We start from the raw sequence: 22,117 nt of genomic DNA, 5'->3' as shown, positions 1-22,117 counted from the left end.
CACCATATTATAAATCATATTTTTTCATGTTATAAAAATTTAATATAAAAAATTTAATGCACTTAGTGCTTCATCTTAGATTCTCCTTAACTACCTTAGCTATAGCCCTACTTAAAGCTACGGGGACACTTTCCCCAATCTGATTGTAGCAACTTCTTATACCTCCAGCAAATAGATGATAATCAGGATAACTCATCAACCTTGCCTGTTCTCTTGGTGTTAATAATCTATCTTCATAAGGGTGGATAAAGAATCTTTTACCCATAACTGTCTCAGCTAATTTAAGTGGATGCAACCTTATGTAATTCCCCAACCTCCTATTAGCTCCTTTGAAATAAATAAATGCATCTCCCCATCCTAATCTATGGACTCTCTTCCTAAACCTTGCAGGTAGAGCGGCAAATTCATGATTTGGGACATCTCTACCTTTATACATTAAATCTCCTATCGCCTCAATAACAGGAACTGGTTCAGTTTTTTCTGGATTTATTTCTATGTTTGAAACAAAAACTCTTCTTCTAACAGATGGATTTCCATAATCCTCTGCTTTTAATGTGTTGAAATAAACATCCTCATAACCAATTTCTCTAAACTCTTTTATTATCTCTCCCCTAACTTCTTTAATGCCAGGAACATTTTCCATAACAAATATTTTTGGCTGTAAATCCCCAACAATTCTTATATATTCTAAAACTAACCTTCCAGTTTCATCTTTATACAATCTATCATAAGGATTTTTCTCTCTTTTTGGATTAGCTCCTGTATAGCCTTCACAAGGCGGACCTCCAATAATAACATCTACTTTTTTGTTTTTACAGAACTTTTCTATTTCAAGTGAATGAATTTCCCTAATGTCATCATTAATAACAACAGGACTTAGTTTTTCAGTTTTTTCATTTAGTGTTCCCAGCCTTTTTAACCACTTTATATCTTCCTCTTCAAAAGGAAATTTGAATGGATAGATTCCAACAAAACCTTTTAATTCCTTTAATTTAAATTCTCCTGGTCTTATTTTTTCATATATTTTACCATTAAAATTTAATGCATAAGAAAAAGCGGCATCTTCTTCTAACTCTATAGCTACTAACGGTTCAAAACCCTCCTCTACAAATCCTCTTGAAAATCCCCCACATCCACAAAACAAATCAATAAATTTCAACATTATCACCAAAATAAAATGTTATTCAAAAAATGAAAGTAAATTTTCAAAATTTAAATTAAATATCAAAAAAGCTAACATTATTTATTGTGATTCTTGAGCTTTCTTTAACTCTGCTTTCATATCTTGATAAACTTTAGTCCATTTTAATTTTCTTGGGTTTCTTCCCATTCTGTAGCTTTTCTCACATTTTGATGAGCAGAAATATAATACAGTCCCATCTTTCTCTACTACCATTTTTCCTGTTCCAGGTTCAATTTCATAACCGCAAAAACTGCATGTTCTCCATTCTGGCATAGCTATCCCTCTTTAATTAGTGTTTCAATAATTTTAAAATAATTTTTGAATTAATTTATCTTCTTCTATCTAATGGTCTTGCTTCTCTCTCTGTCTCTCTTAACATGATAATATCTCCAACTTTAACTGGACCTTTAACGTTTCTAACTAAAACTCTACCTGTGTCTTTTCCACCTAAGATTTTACATCTGACTTGTATAATTCCTCCAGTAACTCCTGTTCTACCAATAACTTCAATAACTTCAGCAGCTACTGCTTCCTTATAAACAAATTCGTCTTCCATCCTCATCACCTAAAATAATGAAAATTTAAAAATTTATAAAAAAGTTGAGTATAGGATGTATATTAATTAATTTAATAATTTACTGCTTTAAAGCATTTACTTTCTCAACTAATGCTTTGAATTCTTCAGCATTTCCTTCATTAACGATAGCAACTGATGATGCAGCAACTTCTAATCCAGCAGCTTTACCTAAGTCCTGTTTTGAAGCAACATAAGCATAAGGAATTCCTTTTTCTTCACATAAGTATGGAAGGTGAGCAACAACTTCTTCTGGCTTAACATCCTCAGCAATAATAACTAATTTTGCGATACCTCTTTCAACTGCCTTTGTAACTTCGTTAGCTCCTTTTTTGATTTTTTGTGCTTTTGCAACTGCATCTAATAACTCTTTTTGAATTTCTTCTGGAACTTTAAATTTTACATAAACTGCCATAGCTTTCAACCTCCTTCATCTTTTAAAAATGGGCAATCCGGAGGGAATTGCCCACTCGTATCATCGTGGATGTAGAATAGGTATAACAACTTATTGACTTTTAGTATATAAAACTTTTGGATAAATTTATAAAATCCTCTCAATAGGCACTATCAATATATCTCTCGCCCCTAAAGCGTGAAGCTTAGGAACTAAGGTAAATATCTCATCCTCATTAACAACGGCATGAATAGCTACCATATTATCGTCAGATAAAACCTTAGAAACTGTTGGACCAGCCATTCCTGGAATTAGCTTTCTAATTTCCTCAACCTTATCTTTTGGAGCATTCATCATAATTAATCTTTTTGTTTCAGCAAATAAAACACTTTTTATTGCAATAACTATTTGATTTATTTTCTCTCTCTTCTCTTTATCTTTTAAGCTGTTTTTATTGGCTATTAACCTTGTAGTTGATGAGACAATCTCATCTATAACTTTTAACCTATTTAATCTTAAAGTTGTTCCTGTAGATGTTAAATCACTAATTAAATCAGCTATTCCTATAAATGGAGCTATCTCTGTTGCACCACTAAGTTCAATAATTTCAACTTTCTTATTTAATTTTTCAAAGTATTTTTTTGTTAGATTTGGAAACTCTGTCGCTACCCTCATCCCCTCTTTGATATCATCAACACTATTTATATTTGAGCTCTCTGGAGCAGCTAAAACCAATTTTGCAAATCCAAAGCCAAAATCTAACAGAAAATCAACTTTGTCTTCAACATTTCTTTCTAAAACTAAATCATAGCCAGTAACTCCTATATCAGCAACACCATCAGCCACAAACTCTGGAATATCTCTTGCCCTTGCAAACATTACTTTAATGTTATCATCTACAGTATTGGCGAATAAACTCCTACCTTTAACTGTAATCTTTAATCCTGCCTTCTCTAAAACTTTCATTACTGGCTCTGAAATTCTCCCTTTATTTGGCAATGCAAACATTATCATCTTCTCACGTAATAAAAATTTATGAGTTTATATTTTTTATTTTTCCTCTCTTTCTTTGAATTTCTTTTTTTATTTTCTCTCCACTAACTCTAAGCAGATTTGAAACGCTTCTTGGGATTTTTCCATTATCGGATAAAATTTTTGCTATAATACTTGAAAGTAAAAAGATGGCATATATATGCTCTGCCTTTGTTCTATGTATATGGTGGGGATAGATATTTAACTCATCATACTCTTTAAATTCGTTATTATCGCAATTATATTTTTTTTCAATATATTTTCTTAAATAGATGAGGAGTTGGTGTAATTGAATCAGCTCATCTTTATGCATTTAAATCACCAAAAGTGATGACTGCTAAATTTACTGGCTTTTTTATAATTTTTGTATCTTTACAGAAAATTAAATTTGTCTTTTCATATAAAATATCTATAAGTTTTTGAGTAACAGTTCCATTAATTATAATTGTATCAACGGTTTTATAGCTATCTATATTATCAACCAACTCTTTAATATCAACAATTTCTTCATCATCTCCACTAATAATTAATGCCTTAGAATCTTCTAATTTAATAAGTTTTTCATAAAACTTTCGGTATTTGTTATATTTAGGAGATAGTTCATCGTTAGATGGATTACATTCAACACTTGAAACTTCCATCTCATTAGAGGTTATACTTATTTCAGATTTTATTTCAGGTATTGTTTGAACTTCTACATGTTTAATTTCATCTTTGCATATAATTTTTTCATCAACTTTCTGCTTATCTTTTAATATTTGAGCCAATATATGTTCAGCAGGGATTTTGCTTCTTAAGCATTTCATAATTTCTTTTTTAGATAACTCTTCAACTTCTTTTCCTGGAGGAGCTCTTGCTATAAAATCAACATCACAAACTTGTAATAGCTCTTTTAAAATTAGCTCTCCTCCTCTATCACCATCTGTAAAGACAGTTACTATCTTTTTCTTACTAAGCTCTATAATAGTTTTAGGAACTGAAGTTCCTTCAACAGCTATCACATTTTTAATACCACATCTTAATAAGTTTAAAACGTCTGCTCTTCCCTCAACAATTATAATATCATCTGAGCTATCAACTGCAGGACCTGCTGGTAATCTTTCAGAACCATATTCAATAATTTCTCCCATTCTTACGCTTTCTTTAACCTCTTCAACAATTGTATTCACATCAATATTGCTCATCAACTGCTTTAAAATCTCTTTAGCTCTCTCAACTATGTATTCTCTCTTCTTCTTCCTGACATCTTCAATGTCTATTACTTTAACTGTTGCTACACACGGCCCTACTCTATCAATTGTTTCTAAAGTGGCAGCTAATATTGATGTTTCAATCCTATCCAAACTTGATGGAACTGTTATCTTAGCTATTGACTTTCCATTAATGTTAGTTAGCTCAACATCTATTCTCCCAACTCTTCCTGTCTTTTGTAGCTCTCTCAAATCTAATTCATCTCCCAACAATCCTTCCGTCTGCCCAAATATTGCTCCAATAACATCATGTTTTTCAACGTAACCATCAGCAATGAGTTCAGCATAAATGATATACCTAGTAGTTCCTAAATCCATGATAATCACCAGTAATAATTCTACCGGTCTCATGAGTGAGAGTAATCTCACAATATCTAACATATCTAATAGAACAAATCAAAGTATAAAAAATTATTTTTATTTTGGTGCTCTTTCTTATATTTGAAATATTAATTAAAATATTTAACACAATAAAACCGAAAAGTATATATAGTAGTTCTGCGTATGTTATTGTTGCTTACAACGGGCTTGGAATGGGCGGCCTTGGTGTAGCCTGGTAACACACGGGCCTGCCACGCCCGGACCCCGGGTTCAAATCCCGGAGGCCGCACCACTAGGCTTTAATTAGCCGGGCTTGATTTGGACATGCGCCGGTGGTGTAGCCTGGTATCACTCTGGCCTTCCAAGCCAGCGACCCGGGTTCAAATCCCGGCCGGCGCACCATAATTTATTTTTTATTTTACTTCCTTATATCCATAAAATTAAATTAATAAATTTAAAATTTTTCCTGTGAGATTATGAGAGTTTATTTAAAACTTCATTTGGATATTCCAAAAGAAGTTTGTAAAAGCTTAGAGGTTGATAACTACACTAATGAGGATATTGAAATTAATTTAAAATGTGAGAAAAAGCCTATATTGTATGTTAAAACTCGTTCTATAGGTTCCTTAAAATCAATATTGGATGATTTCTTTAGATGCCAAAATGCGGCTATGGAAGTTTATAATCTAATAAAAACTTATACAATAAGAAACGTAACTAAAGATGATTTAGATGACTTCCTTGAGCTATATTATAAAGCATACAGAGGTTTTGATAAATATTATTATAAAAAGAAAAAATGGGTAAGATGGTATTTTAAATGGTTGATGAAGAGAGATGAAGATGGATTTTTTGTCTGTGAAATTAATGGAAAGCCTATTGGTTTTATAGCCTGTGATTGTAATTGGATAAGTAATATAGAGAAAAGAGAAGTTGCTGAAATCCACGAAATATTTGTTGACCCAGATTTTAGAGGAAGAGGGATTGGAACAGCTTTAATAAATAAAGCTATTGAATATGCTAAGAAAAATGGGAGAAATATTGTTGAGTTGTGGGTTGGAGTTGAGAATAAAAATGCAATTGAATTTTATAAAAAGTTAGGATTTGAGAAGAAAGAAATTGTTAAAGAGTGGTTGAGGATGGTAAAGAGAATTTAATCAAATATTTTTCAATATTTTTTTAATTTATTGTTTTTTAGATTTTTATTTTTAATGAAGGATTAACTTTAAATATAAAAAATTTATCTTATCATTTTTACTATTGATAATTAGGACATGGTGATATAGATGAGAAATATAATTGTAAAAAAATTAGATGTTGAACCAATTGAAGAAAGACCAGTAGAGATTGTTGAAAGAAAGGGTTTAGGACATCCAGATTCAATTTGTGATGGTATAGCTGAGAGCGTTAGTAGGGCTTTATGTAAGATGTATATTGAAAAGTTTGGAACTATTTTACACCACAACACAGACCAAGTTGAGCTTGTAGGAGGACATGCATATCCTAAATTTGGAGGAGGAGTAATGGTAAGCCCTATTTATATTTTATTATCTGGTAGAGCAACAATGGAAATTTTAGATAAGGAGAAAAATGAAGTTATAAAGCTCCCAGTAGGAACAACTGCAGTTAAGGCAGCTAAGGAATATTTAAAGAAAGTTTTAAGAAATGTTGATGTTGATAAAGATGTAATTATTGACTGCAGAATTGGACAAGGAAGTATGGATTTAGTTGATGTCTTTGAAAGGCAAAAGAATGAAGTTCCTTTAGCTAATGATACATCATTTGGAGTAGGTTATGCTCCATTATCAACAACAGAAAGATTGGTTTTAGAAACAGAGAGATTTTTAAATAGTGATGAGTTAAAGAAAGAGATTCCTGCTGTAGGAGAGGATATAAAAGTTATGGGATTAAGAGAAGGAAAGAAAATAACTTTAACCATTGCTATGGCTGTTGTTGATAAGTATGTTAAAAATATTGATGAATATAAAGAGGTTATTAAGAAAGTAAAAGAAAAAGTTGAGGATTTAGCTAAGAAGATAGCTGATGGATATGATGTTGAGATAAATATAAACACCGCAGATGATTACGAAAGAGAAAGTGTTTATTTAACAGTTACTGGAACTTCAGCAGAGATGGGAGATGATGGTTCAGTGGGAAGAGGGAATAGAGTTAATGGATTAATAACTCCATTCAGACCTATGAGTATGGAGGCAGCAAGTGGTAAAAACCCAGTAAACCACGTTGGTAAAATCTACAACATCTTAGCTAATTTAATAGCAAATGATATTGCTAAATTAGAGGGAGTTAAGGAGTGTTATGTAAGAATATTAAGCCAAATAGGTAAGCCAATTAATGAGCCAAAGGCATTAGATATAGAAATTATAACTGAAAATGGTTATGATATAAAGGATATTGAGCCAAAGGCAAAAGAAATAGCTAATAAATGGTTAGATAACATTATGAAAGTTCAAAAAATGATTGTTGAAGGTAAAGTAACTACATTCTAACCTTATAACATTTTGGAAATCTCTATAATATCATCAATAATTTTTTCAAAATGTTTTGCTTTTTCACTTTCTTCAAAATCTTCTTTTAAGAAATAAATTCCATCAAGTTCATATTCTAAAATTATCCTCATTTTTTTAGGTCTTCCATTTGGGCATTTATATGAAATCTCATTATCTTTGTCTGGAGTGGCTAAAAATACTCTTATATGGGAAGTTACAGGAGATTCTTTTAATTTTAATTTCCAATAGGTTGTTTCAAATCCTCTTTCTCTAAAAGAATTTTTAACTGAAATAATTGCTATTACCCTTACATCATTATTTTCAACTTTATAAACAACAATGTCAGCATCTGGAAGGAAGAAGTATCTATCATAACTTACTGCTATTGATCTTTTAACTTTATCTAATTCCTCTGGCAAATTCTGGCTACTTAAAATTTTATCAGTTGTTACTTTTAGTCCAGTAGCTTCCAATGATTTTTTAATATATTTATATATAACATTTTGAAGTTCATCATTCTCTAATCCATTTATTTCCATGACAATCCCTCAAACTTCAACACAAAAAATTTATAATTTAAATATTTTACTAACATCATCAAGCCAGAATTTTTTATAACCTTCTGATAGTTTATTAACATCTTCTGTGTATAGATAAAGCATTACTTTTATTTTAATTCCATCAAATTCAAATTCTTTTGGTTCTCCGTTTTCTTCAAAATATTTCTTAAACCAGTCAACTTTATGCTCGTAGTCAGTGTATTTGGATGATTTTGGGTCAGCAAATATTATAAAGTAGTTATTTCCTTTCTTAATCCAAAATATAAAGTCTGGCTTAAACTTTCTGATTTTATTTTTATCTGGGTCATAGTATGGGATATAGACCTCATCTAAATGTTCATCTATCTTACTAAACATCCACCAATCGGCATCTATTTCGTTATTTGCTATATATTTTTCTAAATCTTCTATGAATTTTACCTCACTTTTGGTTTTTATTATGTGAGTTATATAATCAATCTTCTCTTTTTCTGAAAGGATAATTGGGATATAATAATGGTTTAATATGTGCTTTATTTTTAAATCTTTAAATTGCTCTTCCTTTGACATAGTTTTTATTTTTTCAAGTTCTTTTTGGAAATCTTCAAATGATATTTTTCCTGCTTTAACATCTTCAAATAATTGTTTTTCTAATATATCTTTTGGGATATTTTCATAATTTATAACTTTATCTATTTTTTGTTTTAGTTCTTTAATCTCATCTTCAGAGTTAAGGAATACCTTAATCTTTTTGAAATGGATTATTTCATCCTCTAATTGCTTAAATTTATCAAATTCTTCAATGTTTAAGTTAAAGTGAGATATTAACTTTTGTATTGCAATATTTAATGGAATATTTTGACTATCAACAAATTTGTAGTATTTATCTTTATCTTTTAAGCTCTCTCTAATAACTGATAATGTTTCTGGTGTTATGTTATTTTGGACTATGATGATTCTATCATCAAAAGAATTAAAGTATTTATCAATAGCATCAAATAAACCTTTAGAGATTTCAAATTTTTGTGGTTCTCCCTCTTGATATAATTTTTTAGTAGATTCTTTGAATATTGGGATTAATAAGTTATATTTTTCTGCGTTTTCATTCTTAGCTAATTTGATTGTTTCTTCAAGTTTTTCTACTTTTAAGGATGATATGACCTCACTTAATGCTTTTCTATTTGTTCCAAAGATGAATAATGTTTCTATTGGTTGAATATAGTTACTAATCTTTTCAAATAAACCATTATCTTCTCCTGTGTTGTATAAAAACTTTAATCTCCTTCTTTTTCCTTTAATTGGTTCTATTCTAACTCCTCTACCGACTGATTGAATAACAAATTTTTTAGCATCTCTTTTTCCAATATTTATGAAGAGGATTATATTTGGTCTGTTTGAATCCCAACCCTCATAAAATGCCCTTGAACCCATTAAAATGCTTATATCTTCTCTTTCATCGAGATTTTCAAAAATGCTTTTATCATCATAAGACTCCTCAATATTATAACCTTTAAGATTCTCTTTTATCCATTTTATGGCATCTCCAATCCTAATTAAAGCAAATGGCTTATCACTTGTTTTTAATTTAAATATTGCCTCTTGGCTTTTCTTGGGGATAGTTATAACCTCAATCTCTCCAAAACTTTCTGAATTATAAACATATTTAAGAATGTCTTCGATTGTTATGCTTTTAATAATATCTTCATGGATATTAATTGGCTCATCCTCGTAGATTAGATTTGGTTTCTCTGAAAACTCTTTTATTAGCTCTTCCTTTGCCTTTTCAAATATATCATTATTGATGTTTCCTTTTCCTATTTTTTCTAACTCATTAAAGAATAAGATTAAATCTGGCTTTTCTTCTTTGATTTTAGAAAGATTTACAGTATTTACCAATGTTAAAAGCAATGGCTCATGATAAATATTTTTAGCTGTTTCTTTTATTTTCTCCCTAATTTTTTTGATGTAGGTTAATAAAATTAATGATTTTAAGACAATTTTTTGTTTTTCTTCATCGTTATAATCCTCTTTCTCTTTAAATGCTCTCATTTCTTGCTTTAATATGTAGATATGTTTTCCATATCCCTCTTTAATAAATCTCTCTAAGTTAAAGTTGTATGCGGTTGTTACAATATCCCTTGGGTCTGTAAATGTTGCTGAAAAGTTAAATAAAAATCCATTTCTTGACATTATGGAATAAAGCATCTGTCTCTTTGAGTCCTCTTTATCTCCCTTATGTGCCTCATCTAAGATTATATACCAATCTCCATTGTTATCGTAATTTTTAAAGTCGATGATTTTTTCCTTCTGCTCATCACTTATTAAATCAGATCTGTAATAAAAGATAGGAATTTCATTGAAATAAGTCATAAGGTTTTCATTCTTTATTTTGTCATATTCTGTTAATTCAAATAGATGTATTTTAAATCCTCTCTCTGCTGATAACTCATTAAATTCATCAACATGTTTTTTTAATTGGTTTATTAAATCATCTCTATGTGTTAATATTAGGATGTCTTTTTTTGGGATTTCATTTAAATCCATTAGCATTTTTAATATTTCAACAAGCTTTATGATTAATAGAGTTTTTCCACTTCCAGTAGCCATCCAAAATGATGCCCTATTTATCAAATGCTGGAATTTTAACTTTTGATTTTCTATTGGATAATACTGCTCAACAATTGATAAAATGTCTTTTTTTGAAATTTTTATATCCAAGGTTTTTTCTAAATCCTCATTTAATCCATTAAGTTTGTATTTCTTATAAAATTTTGATTTGTTTGCGTTATCTTCTTTAAAGTAGAGATATAAGGTTTTTATAGCATTTTTTAAGGCATTTTGTTGAAATTTATATAGTTTTTTACTCTTAGAGAAATTTTTTATATCCAATAAATTCCAATTGCTTGGCAATTCGTCAAAATCAATATCTTCCACTATTGATTGGAGGATTGGTCTAATGATCATTTTAATCACCTTTTAGCTTAATATTTATAACTATGTCCTCTCCTTTTTTGTTTAATTTTATATCATGTATTCTACAAAATTTACTCACTAATTCTTTTTGAAGATAATATTTTATCATTCTGACTAATGATTCTTTTATAATGTCATCATTAATATCATAAAATTTTAATCCTTTTTTGATAATATAATCAACTCTTTCTCTATTTTCATTAATAGCATTTATAACTTCTTTTAATAGTTCTTTTAACCATTTTTGGTTAAAATTTATGCTAAAATCTCTTCTTATTTTTCCTACATATTCCACATGCAATTTATTATTTTCTTTCTTTAATTCTAACAAATTAGCTTCATTTACATTCCACTTATTTAGCCAAGCACTTGGTGTTAAAATTGGCATTTTTTGGTCTAAAATATATATTTTCCCATTAATTTCAATACCTGTTGCTACATGTCTTGGAAAAGTAAGGAAGTAGATCTTATTTTTTGGATATAGATTTAACAAAAGAGATGCTGTAAGCTTTGCATAATCTCTACAGATAGCCCATTTATATTCTAAAATCTCATTAGTTGTAAGAGAAGTTTTAAAGGTTGAAATTATTAAATCTAATATTTTTTTAAATTTATTTTTTAACGACTTTTCATTTCTAACGAATAGCCAGTATATCATAGAAAGATAACAAAGAGAAAATAAGGAAATACCGAAAATTACCCAATTGAGGACTGTTATGTTTAATAATTTAGAAATAGTTTCTGCTCTTGGATTTTTTAGAAGTATAAATTTTACTAATTCGTATATAGGATACGAAAACAATACCAAATATATAAGTTTTAAAGATGTATTTGCTTTTAATATAATCCAAATGAAAAATAAAATAGTTAAACATAAAGATAACCAAGTAGATAAATTATTCGAAAGAATAAGAAACTTTGTTAATAAAAGATATAAGAAAATAAAAATTGGAATTGAAATAAATGCAAAAACAAGTACGTATCCAACCAAAATAACAGGAGATAATGAGAGATCCAAATATCCTCGTTCTGTCCAGTAAGAGATATTTCGATCTTGCCATTCAATGATATTATTAAGTGTTTCTGCATCTGTTTTTCCTTTTAACCTTTCAGCAAGAATTTTGGCATCCTCAACATCCTTTTTTGTTGGTATATATTGTCTTCCGTCTATATAATTGTATCGAAAATTATACAAAAAATTTATTATATGTTGTTTAAAAATCATATTTTACCACCATATTAACGGCTTAATTAACCTATAATCCAAATTCTTACTATCAACTTTCTCTCCATCCTCAAATTCTACAAAATCCCTTGTTATTTTCTTTATTCTCTTCCCTAATAGATTTGATAATGTTTCAGCAATGTCTATATTTTTATATAGTTTTTCTAAATTAACTTTAACCTTGTTGTTTTTATAATCAATTTCCAAAGCCTCTAAGAGTTTTAAATCCTTCATAAAGATATATTGGTTGTATATATCCTGTGTAGGGTCAAAGAATGGTTCTGCATCAACATATTTAACTTTTCTTAAGGTATCTTCATACTGCTCTAACTCATAGTATTTGAAGAAACCTCCAGCTTTATCTTTGTTGTAGTTTTCTTTAACATCTTCATCTTTTGAGATGCCTGATTTATCATAAGCCAAAACTTTTTTCATTCTTGGCAGAATTACAGTGTAGAAATGATTACTCATCTCAACTCCAATCCATTTTCTTTTTAATTTATGTGCTACTGCTGTTGTTGTCCCACTACCTAAGAAGAAATCTAAGACAATATCATTTTCATTTGAGGTTGATAGGATTACTCTTTTTAATAATTGTTCGGAGTTTTCTGTTGGAAAATCCCACCGAGATGGAACAACATAACCAGGTATATCGAGCCAATTTGAGTCTACAGTTTGTTCTGCTGAAGTTAAATATTCTAACATTCCAGTTTTTGGATTAACTCTTATTCTGCCTTCTTTTGCATATTCGTCTAATCGATCCTGTGTAAAAGTCCAATGTCTTCCTGGTGGAGGCATATAAACTTTACCATTAAATACCCTTCCTTGTGAATAAAATTCACCATTTTTTTCTATCAATTGATCTGGGGAATAATATTTAAGGTATTGTTTTGGAACTTTTGACCATCTTACACCAGGAGAGTGCATGGGAATCCATTTTTGTTCTCTACGTGGTTTTTTCACCGGATTAAGTTGGGATTTGTCGCTTTTAGAATAGTAAAAAAGTGAGTCATTTGCTACTATAAATCTATTTGCACCTTCAAATGCTTTTAGAGTTCTGTTAACCAATATTTCATTTCTAAAATTCTCTTTTCCAAAAATATCATCCATTAAAAACCTAACATAATGATTTCCATGATAATCTATCCTTACAAAAATACTTCCAGTCTCTTTTAAAAATTCTTTAGCTAATCTTAACCTATTTTCCATCATTGTAATCCATGCAGAATCTAAGAATCTGTTGATATACATTGTAAATTCATTACTTCCAGTATTGAATGGGGGGTCGATATAGATTGTTTGAATCTTTTCTTTAAATTTAGGCAATATGGTGTTTAATGCCTGATAATTTTCACTTTTTATTAACCAACCATCCAATTCATTATCCAAATCATCAAACAACTCTAAGATTTTAAATTTAATTTCCTCATCAAAGTATTTTGTATCTATTGGCAAAAATTTATACTTAGGATTTAATACCTTCTTTTCAACAATACCATTAATTAAAATCTCTTTTGGATTAAAGTTTTCATCAATCAAATCCAATAGATACCATTCAACTAACTGGTTGTTTATATCAACTTCTTCAAATCTTTCCCTATAAGATTTTTTGTTCTGTTTAATTTCTTTTAAATTGGCTAAATCTTTTTCAAAGCTATTTTTTTGTTCTATTAATCTCTCAACTATTTTTTCAATAACCTCAATTCCTCCATCTTTTTCAGCAATTCTATCCAAAGTAATAACATAATTGCTATTTAAAACAAACTTTGGCTTTTGCCAAATCTTAACTAACTCATCTTCAAATTGTGATATAAAATTAATGATCTTATAAGCCATGTCTTTCAAAACTTTCAACTGTTTAATTCTCTTCTCTGTAAATTGTGTTTCATCAGAATAAACATACTGATAAAGCCATAAATCAAACTGTTCTTTTAAAAACTGCTTTGCATTTTTGTTGATGAAATAATCAACCTCATTCTGCTTCTCAAATATTCTAAATGCCTTTTCTAAAATTTCTTCATCTAAGATTATGCCAGCTTTTTTCAATTGTTTTAATATGTCGTTAATTTTTGTTTTTCTTCCTTTTTCAGAGTATAAGACATTAAATACAATTGTTCCATCTTCACTAACTTCCTTTAATTCATAGATTAATTGTCTCTTCTCATTGGCTTTCTTATGCTCTAACTTAGAAACATCGAAAAAGAATTTTTTACCATCTATCTCAATATTCATGCTTTTTAATATTATGTCAGTTTTAACATAATAAAGCATGTGTGTTTTCCAAAACATAACCACATCCTTATTGTCAGTATAAACTCTTTCGTAAATCCTTTCATTAAATGGTGTCCATCTAAAGTATATTGAGCCACTCTCACTGAAATATCTTTTAAAAAATGAATAAAGCTTATTAAATAACTCCTCTCTAAATTCTGGAAATTCTTTGGTTTTTTCATTAATATCTTTTTGCAATTCTTTAAAAATCTTATCAAAATATTTTGACTTTATTCTCATTAAATTGATGTAGCCAGATTCTCCCTCAACCTTTGCTCCAATAAAGACATCTTTTAATACATTAAAAAATTTTTCTTGTGAATTTTCCATACTCCTCCCTCCTTAAAGTTTAAAAGTGTATAAAAGAGAAGATAGTATAATCCATAATTTATATTTATCCAATGTATCTTAAATCTTCCTCACTTGGTGGTTTTGCTTGAGCAGCTTTTAGCATCTCTTCTTCAAACTTCTTAATCTTTTCAATAAACTGCTCCATGCCCTTAGCTCTTTTCTCTAACTCTGTCATATCTACCTCTATATTTTCAAGTTTGCAGAACTTTTCTAAAACTGCTTTTGCAGCATTTGGGTCTATTAAATAGCCAGGAGTTTCTCCCATTAAGCAAATTCCAGGAATGCCGTTTAAATCAGCAAACATTAACATTAATCCAGCAGCTCCAACAATCCCTCCCCCGTCGGTTCTGAATAAAATACCATGCTCTTTAAGTCTTTCAGCAAGCTCTTTTGATGTTGTAGCTCCATAAACTTTAATTTCTTCACATAATTTTCCTACGCCAAAACCACCTAAGGTATAGACAAAGTTAGCTCCATACTGTATTCCAATTTTAACAATCTCTTCAGCTAAGTGATATTGCCCAATTGGTGACAAAGCTTGAGTATTTCCTAAAACAACAATCATTGGTTTTGGTTCTTTTATTGCGTAGAATTCAGCACACATGTATTCAATAGTTCCATCATCCTTAACTAAAACTTGTGGTGGAAAGTCATAGCAAAACAACTCTAAAAACTTCTCCCCATTAAATTCATGAACTAAATGCTCAGCAGCTAATCTTCCAACATGTCCAATTCCTGGTAATCCTTCAATTAATAAGGCATTTTCTAATGGTTCAATATCTTTTATTTTCCTTGTAATGATTTTAACCATAATTATCACCCTAATAATTTATTGTCTTTAGAGTTTTTTATATTTTTTTGCAAACTCTCTTATAAATTTTATTTCATCAATTCCAATATTTAATTTTTCTCTGATTGTTTTTGCTATTTTTCCCTCTCCAAATAATAGAGCAACAGCCCCAGTGAAGTTTCTTGTAGTTCTTTTTTCCTTTGCTTTATCAAAGTCAATGATATAAGTTTTTTTGTCAGTTATCAAAAAATGCCTTCCGCCTTGTATTTCTTTGTGTTCAATTCCAAGCATGTCAAGTTTTAATGTTATTCTTAAGATGTCTTCAACTACTTTTAATAATCTGCCTTTATCTAATTTATCAACGGCTGATTTCAGCTCTTCACCATCTATAAATTCCATAATTAGATAATCTTCTTCAAATTCATAAACCTTTGGGGCTATGTCATACTTTTCTAAGAGTTTTAAAATCCTTGCCTCATTTAATATGGTGTTTTTTGGACTATCTGTTCTTGGGATTTTTATGGCAACCTCTTTATTGTTATAAATTCCTTTTAATACAACTCCCCTATGCCCTTTCCCTAAAACATCTATAATTTTAACTCCTTTATTCTCTAACTTATTTATTACCTCTTTATTTAAAATATTTTCTGGTATTTTTTTAAGTATTTCTTTTTTAATTGTTAATCACCTCTTATAATATTTGACTATTCCATAAATGGCGTAGATTAAGCATAATAGTAAAGTAAAGTATGGAATTCCAATTATAGCTAAGATTAAAGAGAAGGCAAATATACAAATAAATGTTTTCTTAGGATATTTCGGATATCTTATATCACTAATCATCAAAAGCCCTATTAATATAGCCAATATTGAATTTATTAAATTGCTGTTAATTAATTGGCAGAAGCTTATAAGCAATAGAGCTCCTGCTGGTATTGGTAAGCCAATAAATCCCTTAACATTCAATATTCCAAACCTCGCCAATCTTAAAGCTCCGCAAAGGCAGAATATAACAGCTGCTATTAAAGATAGGGTTGATTCAAAGTTGCTATATAGCAAATAAGCAGGTGCTACACCAAAGCTAACAACATCTGAAATACTGTCAAGCTCAGCCCCAAAGTCAGAAACGGTATTTGTTTTTCTTGCAACATAGCCATCTAAGGAATCAAAAATTATTGAGATATATATTAATGAAAAGCTGTTTAATAAGATAGCTAAAAGCCCAGTGATGATATTTAGCATTGTCACATAGTCAGAGATTGTTATTATCTTCCTTATGCTAAACATACTCCCTCCTTTTTATTTTCTTTCTAATCTTCTTTTAATTGCTATAAATAAACTACCTAATAGGATTAATGAGATTATCCTTATAAGCCATTCATAGCTTGCTAATGTTTGTAATTCTTTGTTATTGTTAATTACTTCTTCATTCATTCCTAATTGGAAAAATGCTCTTAATATTTGCTCGTATGCTAAACCATTTTCATTTAAAAATCCATTTAATAAAGGAAGTTTAGAAATATGCATCCATACCCAATTTAAGAAATATGTAATATAAGGAAATGCTAATATTACAAACATTGAGATTAATATTGGTTTTGTTATTGATTCTCCGTAGTCAGATATTGTTCCATAAAGCCAAATAACAAATTTTTCAAAAATATCTGATTTCTCTTTTATTAAATCCATTTCTTTTTTAAATAACTCTGATGCCTCAATATATGTTCTGTTATTTTCCATAGATAATCTTAAATTCCTATATTCTGCAAGAACTGATTTATAATTTAAACTTTGATGAATATATTTATAAATTGTACCATAAATATCCATTTTTAAGTTTTTATATTGTTCATATATTCTCCAATAAGGAATTAAAAATATTACTAGAGCAATTTCTACGAACAAAATTATGACATATAAAATAGAGTATATAGAAACAATTAATAAGGCTACAGAGTATGTTAAATTAGTAATTTTTAATAATATATATAGAAAAAACAGTAAGATTAGTCCACCAACCATAAAAGTAGCCAGTATTTTTATAAATTTTTTTAATTGTATTTTTAGTCTTAACAGTATTTTTACTTTAATTTTTATAACTTTTATTGTAAAATCAAAAGGTTTTTCATTTTCGATATCTAGTAGTTTTTGTATTTTAGTATAAATATCGTCATACTCTGTATAATCCTCAAATGATATGTTATTTAATTTATCTATTATATCACTGATTAACAGATACTCTTTAAAGTTTAATAACTCATGACTTAGGATTTTTTTGTCTTCTACATCACACAATATCAATACGCCCCTTACATCAGTTTTTAAAAAAGATGTTTTTGACAGTGGGAAGTTTTCAATTATTACTTCTTTATATCCAAAAGATGATTTATGGAAAACTGCAAAACCATTATTGTCCTGTTTACTTTTAAAATGAGAGATATACTCAAAAATACATTCTGAAAAAACTAACAAATTAAATCTAATTTCTTCAAATTTTGTTATTGATTTAAATATTGAATTAACAAAAAAAGCATCGTTCCCAAATGTAACTTCACTAAAATCAACATTTCCATAAAAATTTGAAAGATAAAAAGTACATCTCCCAATAATAGAATCACTAAAATCAGCTTTTCTTTTAAATATTGAGTTTAAAAATTTAACATTTTCTTTAAAATTTATACCACGAAAATAAACATTTTCCTCAAATGTTGTATTTAGAAACTTAACTTCTTTTTTAAAAATTAAAGATATGAAAACATTTTCATTTCCAAATTTTGTAATTACTCCATTAACTCCCCCATCAAAAGACAATATTCCTCTAAATTCAGCATTTAAAATAGTGATACTAATTGGGATAGTAACATAGACACATTTATTAACCTCGGTATCAACAAGTTTTTTTCCAATTAATTTTTCAGATATTTCTAATAGTCCTTTTAACCCATTATCATTTTTAATCCTATTATAAATTTCTCGAATATCGACATATCCATCAACAATACAATTTTCTAATCTAAAATCCTTCCCCTTCTTCAAACATTCAATAAACATTTCATAAAAATCTCCAATAACCTCCCCCGTCTCTTTATCAATAACCTTAACTTTGATTTTACGTTCTTCCACAACCTCCACCTAAATTTAGGAATATTTATATCCATTATAAAACATAATCCTATTTGCCTTTAATTTTTTGATAATGTTATTTCATTGTTATATATTAATTTTCTCATAGATTGGTGGAAGTATGAGATACATGAAAATTATAATCCCCAAAAAATTCCTAAACACTGTTGAAGAAATCTTAAAAAAGAATAATGCTTACTCAATATCCATAATTGAGCCATTAAAAACATCAATTGAAGATGGAATTATTATAACCTGCAATGCAAAGGCAAGAGATGCAGAAAAAATTGTTTTAGAGTTAAAAAAATTGGGTTTAGGGGAAAAAGGACATGGAAGTGTAACAATAATGCCAGCAAATATTACATTCTCATGTAGAGAAGAAGGAATGGCATCAACAACATTATCTCCTTTAGAGCTATATTATAAAGCAAAAACAATGGTGAAAATAACAAAAAATGTCCTAATCAAAGTTGTATTGGCAAGTATAATGGGAGTTATTGGGTTGATAGAGCATAACATCCCTACATTAATTGGGGCGATGATTATAGCACCTTTAGTAGATACTGTTATGGGTAGTGCAATAGGGACAGTTTTAGGTGATAAAGAGCTATTTATTGATGGAATGAAAAAAGAGCTTATCTGTGCAGTGGTTGTTATATTATGTGCATTTATTCCAAGTTTGTTCTTTGTCTCAAAGGATTTGGTTTTAGAATACCTCTCAGAGACATCAATAATATTGAGTGCAATAGTGGCAATTATTGCTGGTATTTCAGGGGGAATAAGTATTGCAAGTGGAAAAGAATATGAAATAATTGGGGTTACAATAGATGTTTCAATATTAATCCCTGCTTTATTAATGGGAATGGCTTTAGCAACAATGGAAATGAATCTAATTTATATAACCCTCATTCTGTTGATTATAAACATAGTGTTGTTAGATATTGGTGGATACATTGGATTAAAATACAAAATAGGAAAAGTGAATCAAAAGGTAAAACATTAAATAAATTTAAAATTTATTTTAAAAAATCTTCTGCATAATCAACTTAAACAATATCTTGAACCCAGTTATAACGTTAGTTCCTCTACTCATTGAATATTCAGTATAAATTGTCTTTATTGGGACTTCTTTTAACTTTAATTTATGTTTCTTGGCTAAAATTATGAATTCTGAAGAAACCTCATATCTATCGCTTTTCAAATCATCTATTATTTTCTTAGCCGCTTCGTAAGAGAAAGCTCTCAATCCACTTTGGCTGTCAGTTACAAAATAGCCTCCCATCAAATAAGTTATAAAATTTAATCCAAAATTCCCTATCCTTTTAACTAAAGGCATATTTTTTAGCTCATTTTTATCCATCATTCTACTACCAACAACCATATCATAGCCATCAAATAATATTGGTTTAACAACTTTTTCTACATCCTTAGGATGATGTTGTCCATCAGCATCAAAGGTTATAATAATTTTTGGCTTATACTGCAAAGCACATTTAATCCCAGTCCCTAAAGCCCCTCCTAATCCTCTATTTAATATATGCCTACAAACTATAACATCTTCTTTTTTAGCTATCTCTGAAGTTTTGTCTATTGAACCATCATCAACAACAATTATATTTTTATAGCCTTCTTTTTTTAAATTCCTTAAGGTTTCCCCAATTATCTTTTCTTCATTAAATGCAGGAATGACAATAAATATCTCATCCTTATTAATTTGGTTGTTTTGCTTTTTCATTGCTTCCACCTATTACCTTACAGAAGGCAAATGCCCCAACCACACCACATATAAATATGGCTAAAGCAATAGTATTAGCAAACGCTATGTTGTATTTTTGGGAGATAACAACTATTAAAGTCCCAATAACAACAGTTAGCAAAGATTCTCCAATTAAAACATTAGATGTTCCTTTCTTAAAAGATAATCTTAAACCTACCAATGCTGAAAAGCTTAGAGCAATAATTGCAAACAACCAAACTAATGTGTTCATTTTATCACCAATAATATTTTATCATTAAAATTATAAATATCACTGCCCCAATGAACACTGCTAACCAGACCCATATATTTAGGATAAATAAAAATTTAAAAATTTTCTCTCTCTTTTCAGGGTCGTTTAAAAGCTTTTTTATTGGGTCTTTTCCATAGTATTTTTTTCTTTTCATAGTTATCACTTTTTAGTCAAATAAAGATAATTTAAATATAAGTTGTGTTGTTGTTGGTAACTCCCTTCTAACAATTTTTAGTTCTGGCTTGTATATATACATTACATCCTTTTCTGAAAAAATATCTATCTCTCTACCTAATATTTTTGAGATAACTTTAACCTCTTCTTTTCCACTAACTTTTATTGCTCCTCCTAAAGAAGAATCTACTTCCAAAACAATTGGGATTTTTAAATCCTCACTTGCTATTTCTTTTAAAAATTCAAGTTCCCTTCTCTTTATTCTATGTCTCTTACCATTAATTATTATATGTGGTCTCTCTTCACTTAACAGTTCTTTTAAAGTTTTCTTCTTAAACCTTGGATTCATATCTTTTATTATTCCTTTTATAATCTTTTCTACATCTTTCATAATAATCACAACGTAATTATTTTATAGGCATATGAGGATAATAATATTATGTATAATGTTATAAATTAAATTTTAATTTAAATTTAAATTCTTGAATTTAAAATTGTTGTGAGGGATGTTTGTGAGAGTGATGAAAATTGCCCAAAATAAAGAGGTTGTAACTGTCTATCCAACAACTACAATAAGAAAAGCGTTAATGACAATGAATGAAAATAGATATAGAAGATTGCCGGTTGTAAATCCTGGAAATAATAAAGTTGTTGGTATAATTACAAGTATGGATATTGTAGATTTCATGGGTGGGGGTTCAAAATACAACTTAATTAGAGAGAAGCATGAAAGAAATTTCTTAGCTGCAATAAATGAGCCAGTTAGAGAGATAATGGAAGAGAATGTCATAACTCTCAAAGAAAATGCCGATATTGATGAAGCGATAGAAACATTCTTAACAAAGAATGTTGGTGGGGCTCCAATAGTTAATGATGACAACCAATTAATTTCATTAATTACAGAGAGAGATGTGATAAGAGCTTTATTAGATAAAATAGATGAAAATGAGACAATTGATGATTATATAACAAGAGATGTTATTGTAGCCACACCAGGAGAGAGGTTGAAGGATGTCGCGAGAACTATGGTTAGAAATGGGTTTAGAAGATTACCAGTTGTTAGTGAAGAGAGATTAGTGGGAATTATAACTTCAACCGACTTTATAAAACTTTTAGGTAGTGATTGGGCTTTTAACCACATGCAAACAGGAAATGTTAGAGAGATAACAAACGTTAGAATGGAAGAGATTATGAAGAGAGATGTTTTAACCGCAAAAGAAGGAGATAAATTAAAAGAAGTAGCTGAAATAATGGTAACTAATGATATTGGGGCTTTACCTGTAGTTGGTGAGAATTTGAGAATAAAAGGAATTATTACAGAGAAGGATGTTTTAAAATACTTTGCTAAATAATTATAACCTTATTTTTTTATTTTTTTAATTGGTTTATTTTCACTCATAT

23 protein-coding genes and 2 tRNA genes are annotated in these 22,117 nt (G+C 29.0%); 6 read left to right on the top strand and 19 right to left on the bottom strand.

Translation table 11 applies throughout. From position 1 onward, the window contains the following. Positions 1–70: 70 nt before the first annotated feature. The 7 genes from JH146_RS03260 to dnaG all read right to left on the bottom strand — a co-directional run bounded on the left by JH146_RS03260 (position 71) and on the right by dnaG (position 4,751). The gene (locus JH146_RS03260) at positions 71–1,162 is read right to left on the bottom strand and encodes a DNA cytosine methyltransferase (RefSeq protein ID WP_173400808.1); all 1,092 of its coding nucleotides are present in this window, start codon (positions 1,160–1,162) and stop codon (positions 71–73) included. A gap of 81 nt (positions 1,163–1,243) precedes the next feature. Beyond that, positions 1,244–1,456 (bottom strand): 50S ribosomal protein L24e, encoded by a 213-nt coding sequence (locus JH146_RS03255; RefSeq protein ID WP_048201669.1) that lies wholly within the window; start codon positions 1,454–1,456, stop codon positions 1,244–1,246. Between the two features lie 55 nt (positions 1,457–1,511). Continuing rightward, entirely contained in the window at positions 1,512–1,739 is a 228-nt protein-coding gene (locus JH146_RS03250) for a 30S ribosomal protein S28e (RefSeq protein WP_012980426.1), read from the bottom strand. A 79-nt stretch (positions 1,740–1,818) separates the two neighbouring features. Next, positions 1,819–2,172 carry a 50S ribosomal protein L7Ae gene (rpl7ae, locus tag JH146_RS03245; protein WP_048201668.1) on the bottom strand — a complete coding sequence of 118 codons (354 nt, stop codon included), beginning with the start codon at positions 2,170–2,172 and terminating at the stop codon, positions 1,819–1,821. A 126-nt stretch (positions 2,173–2,298) separates the two neighbouring features. Then, positions 2,299–3,165: an ATP phosphoribosyltransferase gene (gene hisG / locus JH146_RS03240; RefSeq protein ID WP_048201667.1), complete on the bottom strand. Its 867-nt coding sequence runs from the start codon at positions 3,163–3,165 to the stop codon at positions 2,299–2,301. A 19-nt stretch (positions 3,166–3,184) separates the two neighbouring features. Next, on the bottom strand, positions 3,185–3,496 hold the full coding sequence (locus JH146_RS03235; protein ID WP_048201666.1) for a UPF0058 family protein: 312 nt from the start codon (positions 3,494–3,496) through the stop codon (positions 3,185–3,187). Further along, positions 3,489–4,751: a DNA primase DnaG gene (gene dnaG / locus JH146_RS03230; RefSeq protein ID WP_048201665.1), complete on the bottom strand. Its 1,263-nt coding sequence runs from the start codon at positions 4,749–4,751 to the stop codon at positions 3,489–3,491. The genes JH146_RS03235 and dnaG overlap by 8 nt, the downstream gene beginning before the upstream one ends. 219 nt (positions 4,752–4,970) lie before the next feature. Between dnaG and JH146_RS03225 the strand changes: the two genes are divergently transcribed. The 4 genes from JH146_RS03225 to JH146_RS03210 all read left to right on the top strand — a co-directional run bounded on the left by JH146_RS03225 (position 4,971) and on the right by JH146_RS03210 (position 7,261). After that, a tRNA-Gly gene (locus tag JH146_RS03225) sits at positions 4,971–5,046 on the top strand. Between the two features lie 34 nt (positions 5,047–5,080). Beyond that, positions 5,081–5,156, top strand: a tRNA-Gly gene (locus JH146_RS03220). Between the two features lie 74 nt (positions 5,157–5,230). Then, entirely contained in the window at positions 5,231–5,911 is a 681-nt protein-coding gene (locus tag JH146_RS03215; RefSeq protein ID WP_048201664.1) for a KEOPS complex subunit Pcc1, read from the top strand. Between the two features lie 129 nt (positions 5,912–6,040). Further along, positions 6,041–7,261, top strand: coding sequence for a methionine adenosyltransferase (locus tag JH146_RS03210; RefSeq protein ID WP_048201663.1), 1,221 nt, complete (start codon positions 6,041–6,043; stop codon positions 7,259–7,261). 2 nt (positions 7,262–7,263) lie between these two features. Here JH146_RS03210 and JH146_RS03205 read toward each other — a convergent pair whose 3' ends face one another. The 8 genes from JH146_RS03205 to JH146_RS03165 all read right to left on the bottom strand — a co-directional run bounded on the left by JH146_RS03205 (position 7,264) and on the right by JH146_RS03165 (position 18,533). Further along, the gene (locus JH146_RS03205; RefSeq protein ID WP_161754774.1) at positions 7,264–7,800 is read right to left on the bottom strand and encodes a BsaWI family type II restriction enzyme; all 537 of its coding nucleotides are present in this window, start codon (positions 7,798–7,800) and stop codon (positions 7,264–7,266) included. A gap of 30 nt (positions 7,801–7,830) precedes the next feature. Continuing rightward, positions 7,831–10,764 carry a DEAD/DEAH box helicase family protein gene (locus tag JH146_RS03200; protein ID WP_048201662.1) on the bottom strand — a complete coding sequence of 978 codons (2,934 nt, stop codon included), beginning with the start codon at positions 10,762–10,764 and terminating at the stop codon, positions 7,831–7,833. A gap of 1 nt (position 10,765) precedes the next feature. Beyond that, entirely contained in the window at positions 10,766–11,998 is a 1,233-nt protein-coding gene (locus JH146_RS08555; protein WP_081874455.1) for a transglutaminase-like domain-containing protein, read from the bottom strand. A gap of 3 nt (positions 11,999–12,001) precedes the next feature. Next, positions 12,002–14,599: a site-specific DNA-methyltransferase gene (locus JH146_RS03185; protein ID WP_048201659.1), complete on the bottom strand. Its 2,598-nt coding sequence runs from the start codon at positions 14,597–14,599 to the stop codon at positions 12,002–12,004. A 64-nt stretch (positions 14,600–14,663) separates the two neighbouring features. Further along, entirely contained in the window at positions 14,664–15,431 is a 768-nt protein-coding gene (locus JH146_RS03180; protein ID WP_048201658.1) for a proteasome assembly chaperone family protein, read from the bottom strand. Between the two features lie 27 nt (positions 15,432–15,458). Further along, the gene (locus tag JH146_RS03175; protein WP_335328906.1) at positions 15,459–16,001 is read right to left on the bottom strand and encodes a protein kinase domain-containing protein; all 543 of its coding nucleotides are present in this window, start codon (positions 15,999–16,001) and stop codon (positions 15,459–15,461) included. Positions 16,002–16,094: 93 nt separating this feature from the next. Further along, positions 16,095–16,697 carry a CDP-diacylglycerol--serine O-phosphatidyltransferase gene (pssA, locus tag JH146_RS03170; protein ID WP_048201656.1) on the bottom strand — a complete coding sequence of 201 codons (603 nt, stop codon included), beginning with the start codon at positions 16,695–16,697 and terminating at the stop codon, positions 16,095–16,097. Between the two features lie 12 nt (positions 16,698–16,709). Further along, on the bottom strand, positions 16,710–18,533 hold the full coding sequence (locus JH146_RS03165; RefSeq protein ID WP_048201655.1) for a pentapeptide repeat-containing protein: 1,824 nt from the start codon (positions 18,531–18,533) through the stop codon (positions 16,710–16,712). Positions 18,534–18,654: 121 nt separating this feature from the next. On the opposite strand from JH146_RS03165, the gene JH146_RS03160 reads away from it, so the two are divergent. Continuing rightward, the gene (locus JH146_RS03160; protein WP_048201654.1) at positions 18,655–19,536 is read left to right on the top strand and encodes a TIGR00341 family protein; all 882 of its coding nucleotides are present in this window, start codon (positions 18,655–18,657) and stop codon (positions 19,534–19,536) included. An 18-nt stretch (positions 19,537–19,554) separates the two neighbouring features. Here the strand turns inward: JH146_RS03160 and JH146_RS03155 are convergent, their stop codons facing one another. The 4 genes from JH146_RS03155 to JH146_RS03145 are packed head-to-tail and all read right to left on the bottom strand — an operon-like array spanning position 19,555 to position 21,107. Beyond that, on the bottom strand, positions 19,555–20,268 hold the full coding sequence (locus tag JH146_RS03155) for a glycosyltransferase family 2 protein (RefSeq protein WP_236953682.1): 714 nt from the start codon (positions 20,266–20,268) through the stop codon (positions 19,555–19,557). Further along, the gene (locus JH146_RS03150; RefSeq protein WP_048201653.1) at positions 20,243–20,521 is read right to left on the bottom strand and encodes a hypothetical protein; all 279 of its coding nucleotides are present in this window, start codon (positions 20,519–20,521) and stop codon (positions 20,243–20,245) included. Before JH146_RS03150 ends, JH146_RS03155 begins: the two co-directional genes overlap by 26 nt. Positions 20,522–20,525: 4 nt before the next feature. Beyond that, positions 20,526–20,696, bottom strand: a complete 171-nt coding sequence (locus JH146_RS08695; protein WP_173400807.1) for a hypothetical protein — start codon at positions 20,694–20,696, stop codon at positions 20,526–20,528. Positions 20,697–20,708: 12 nt separating this feature from the next. Continuing rightward, positions 20,709–21,107, bottom strand: a complete 399-nt coding sequence (locus tag JH146_RS03145; protein ID WP_048201652.1) for a DUF61 family protein — start codon at positions 21,105–21,107, stop codon at positions 20,709–20,711. Between the two features lie 121 nt (positions 21,108–21,228). Between JH146_RS03145 and JH146_RS03140 the strand changes: the two genes are divergently transcribed. Continuing rightward, positions 21,229–22,068: a CBS domain-containing protein gene (locus JH146_RS03140; RefSeq protein WP_048202602.1), complete on the top strand. Its 840-nt coding sequence runs from the start codon at positions 21,229–21,231 to the stop codon at positions 22,066–22,068. Positions 22,069–22,117: the final 49 nt, after the last annotated feature.

It is taken from the genome of Methanocaldococcus bathoardescens (assembly GCF_000739065.1).
Taxonomy (GTDB): domain Archaea; phylum AGJL01; class Methanococci; order Methanococcales; family Methanocaldococcaceae; genus Methanocaldococcus; species Methanocaldococcus bathoardescens.
This window is presented reverse-complemented; position numbering and strand designations above follow the sequence as displayed.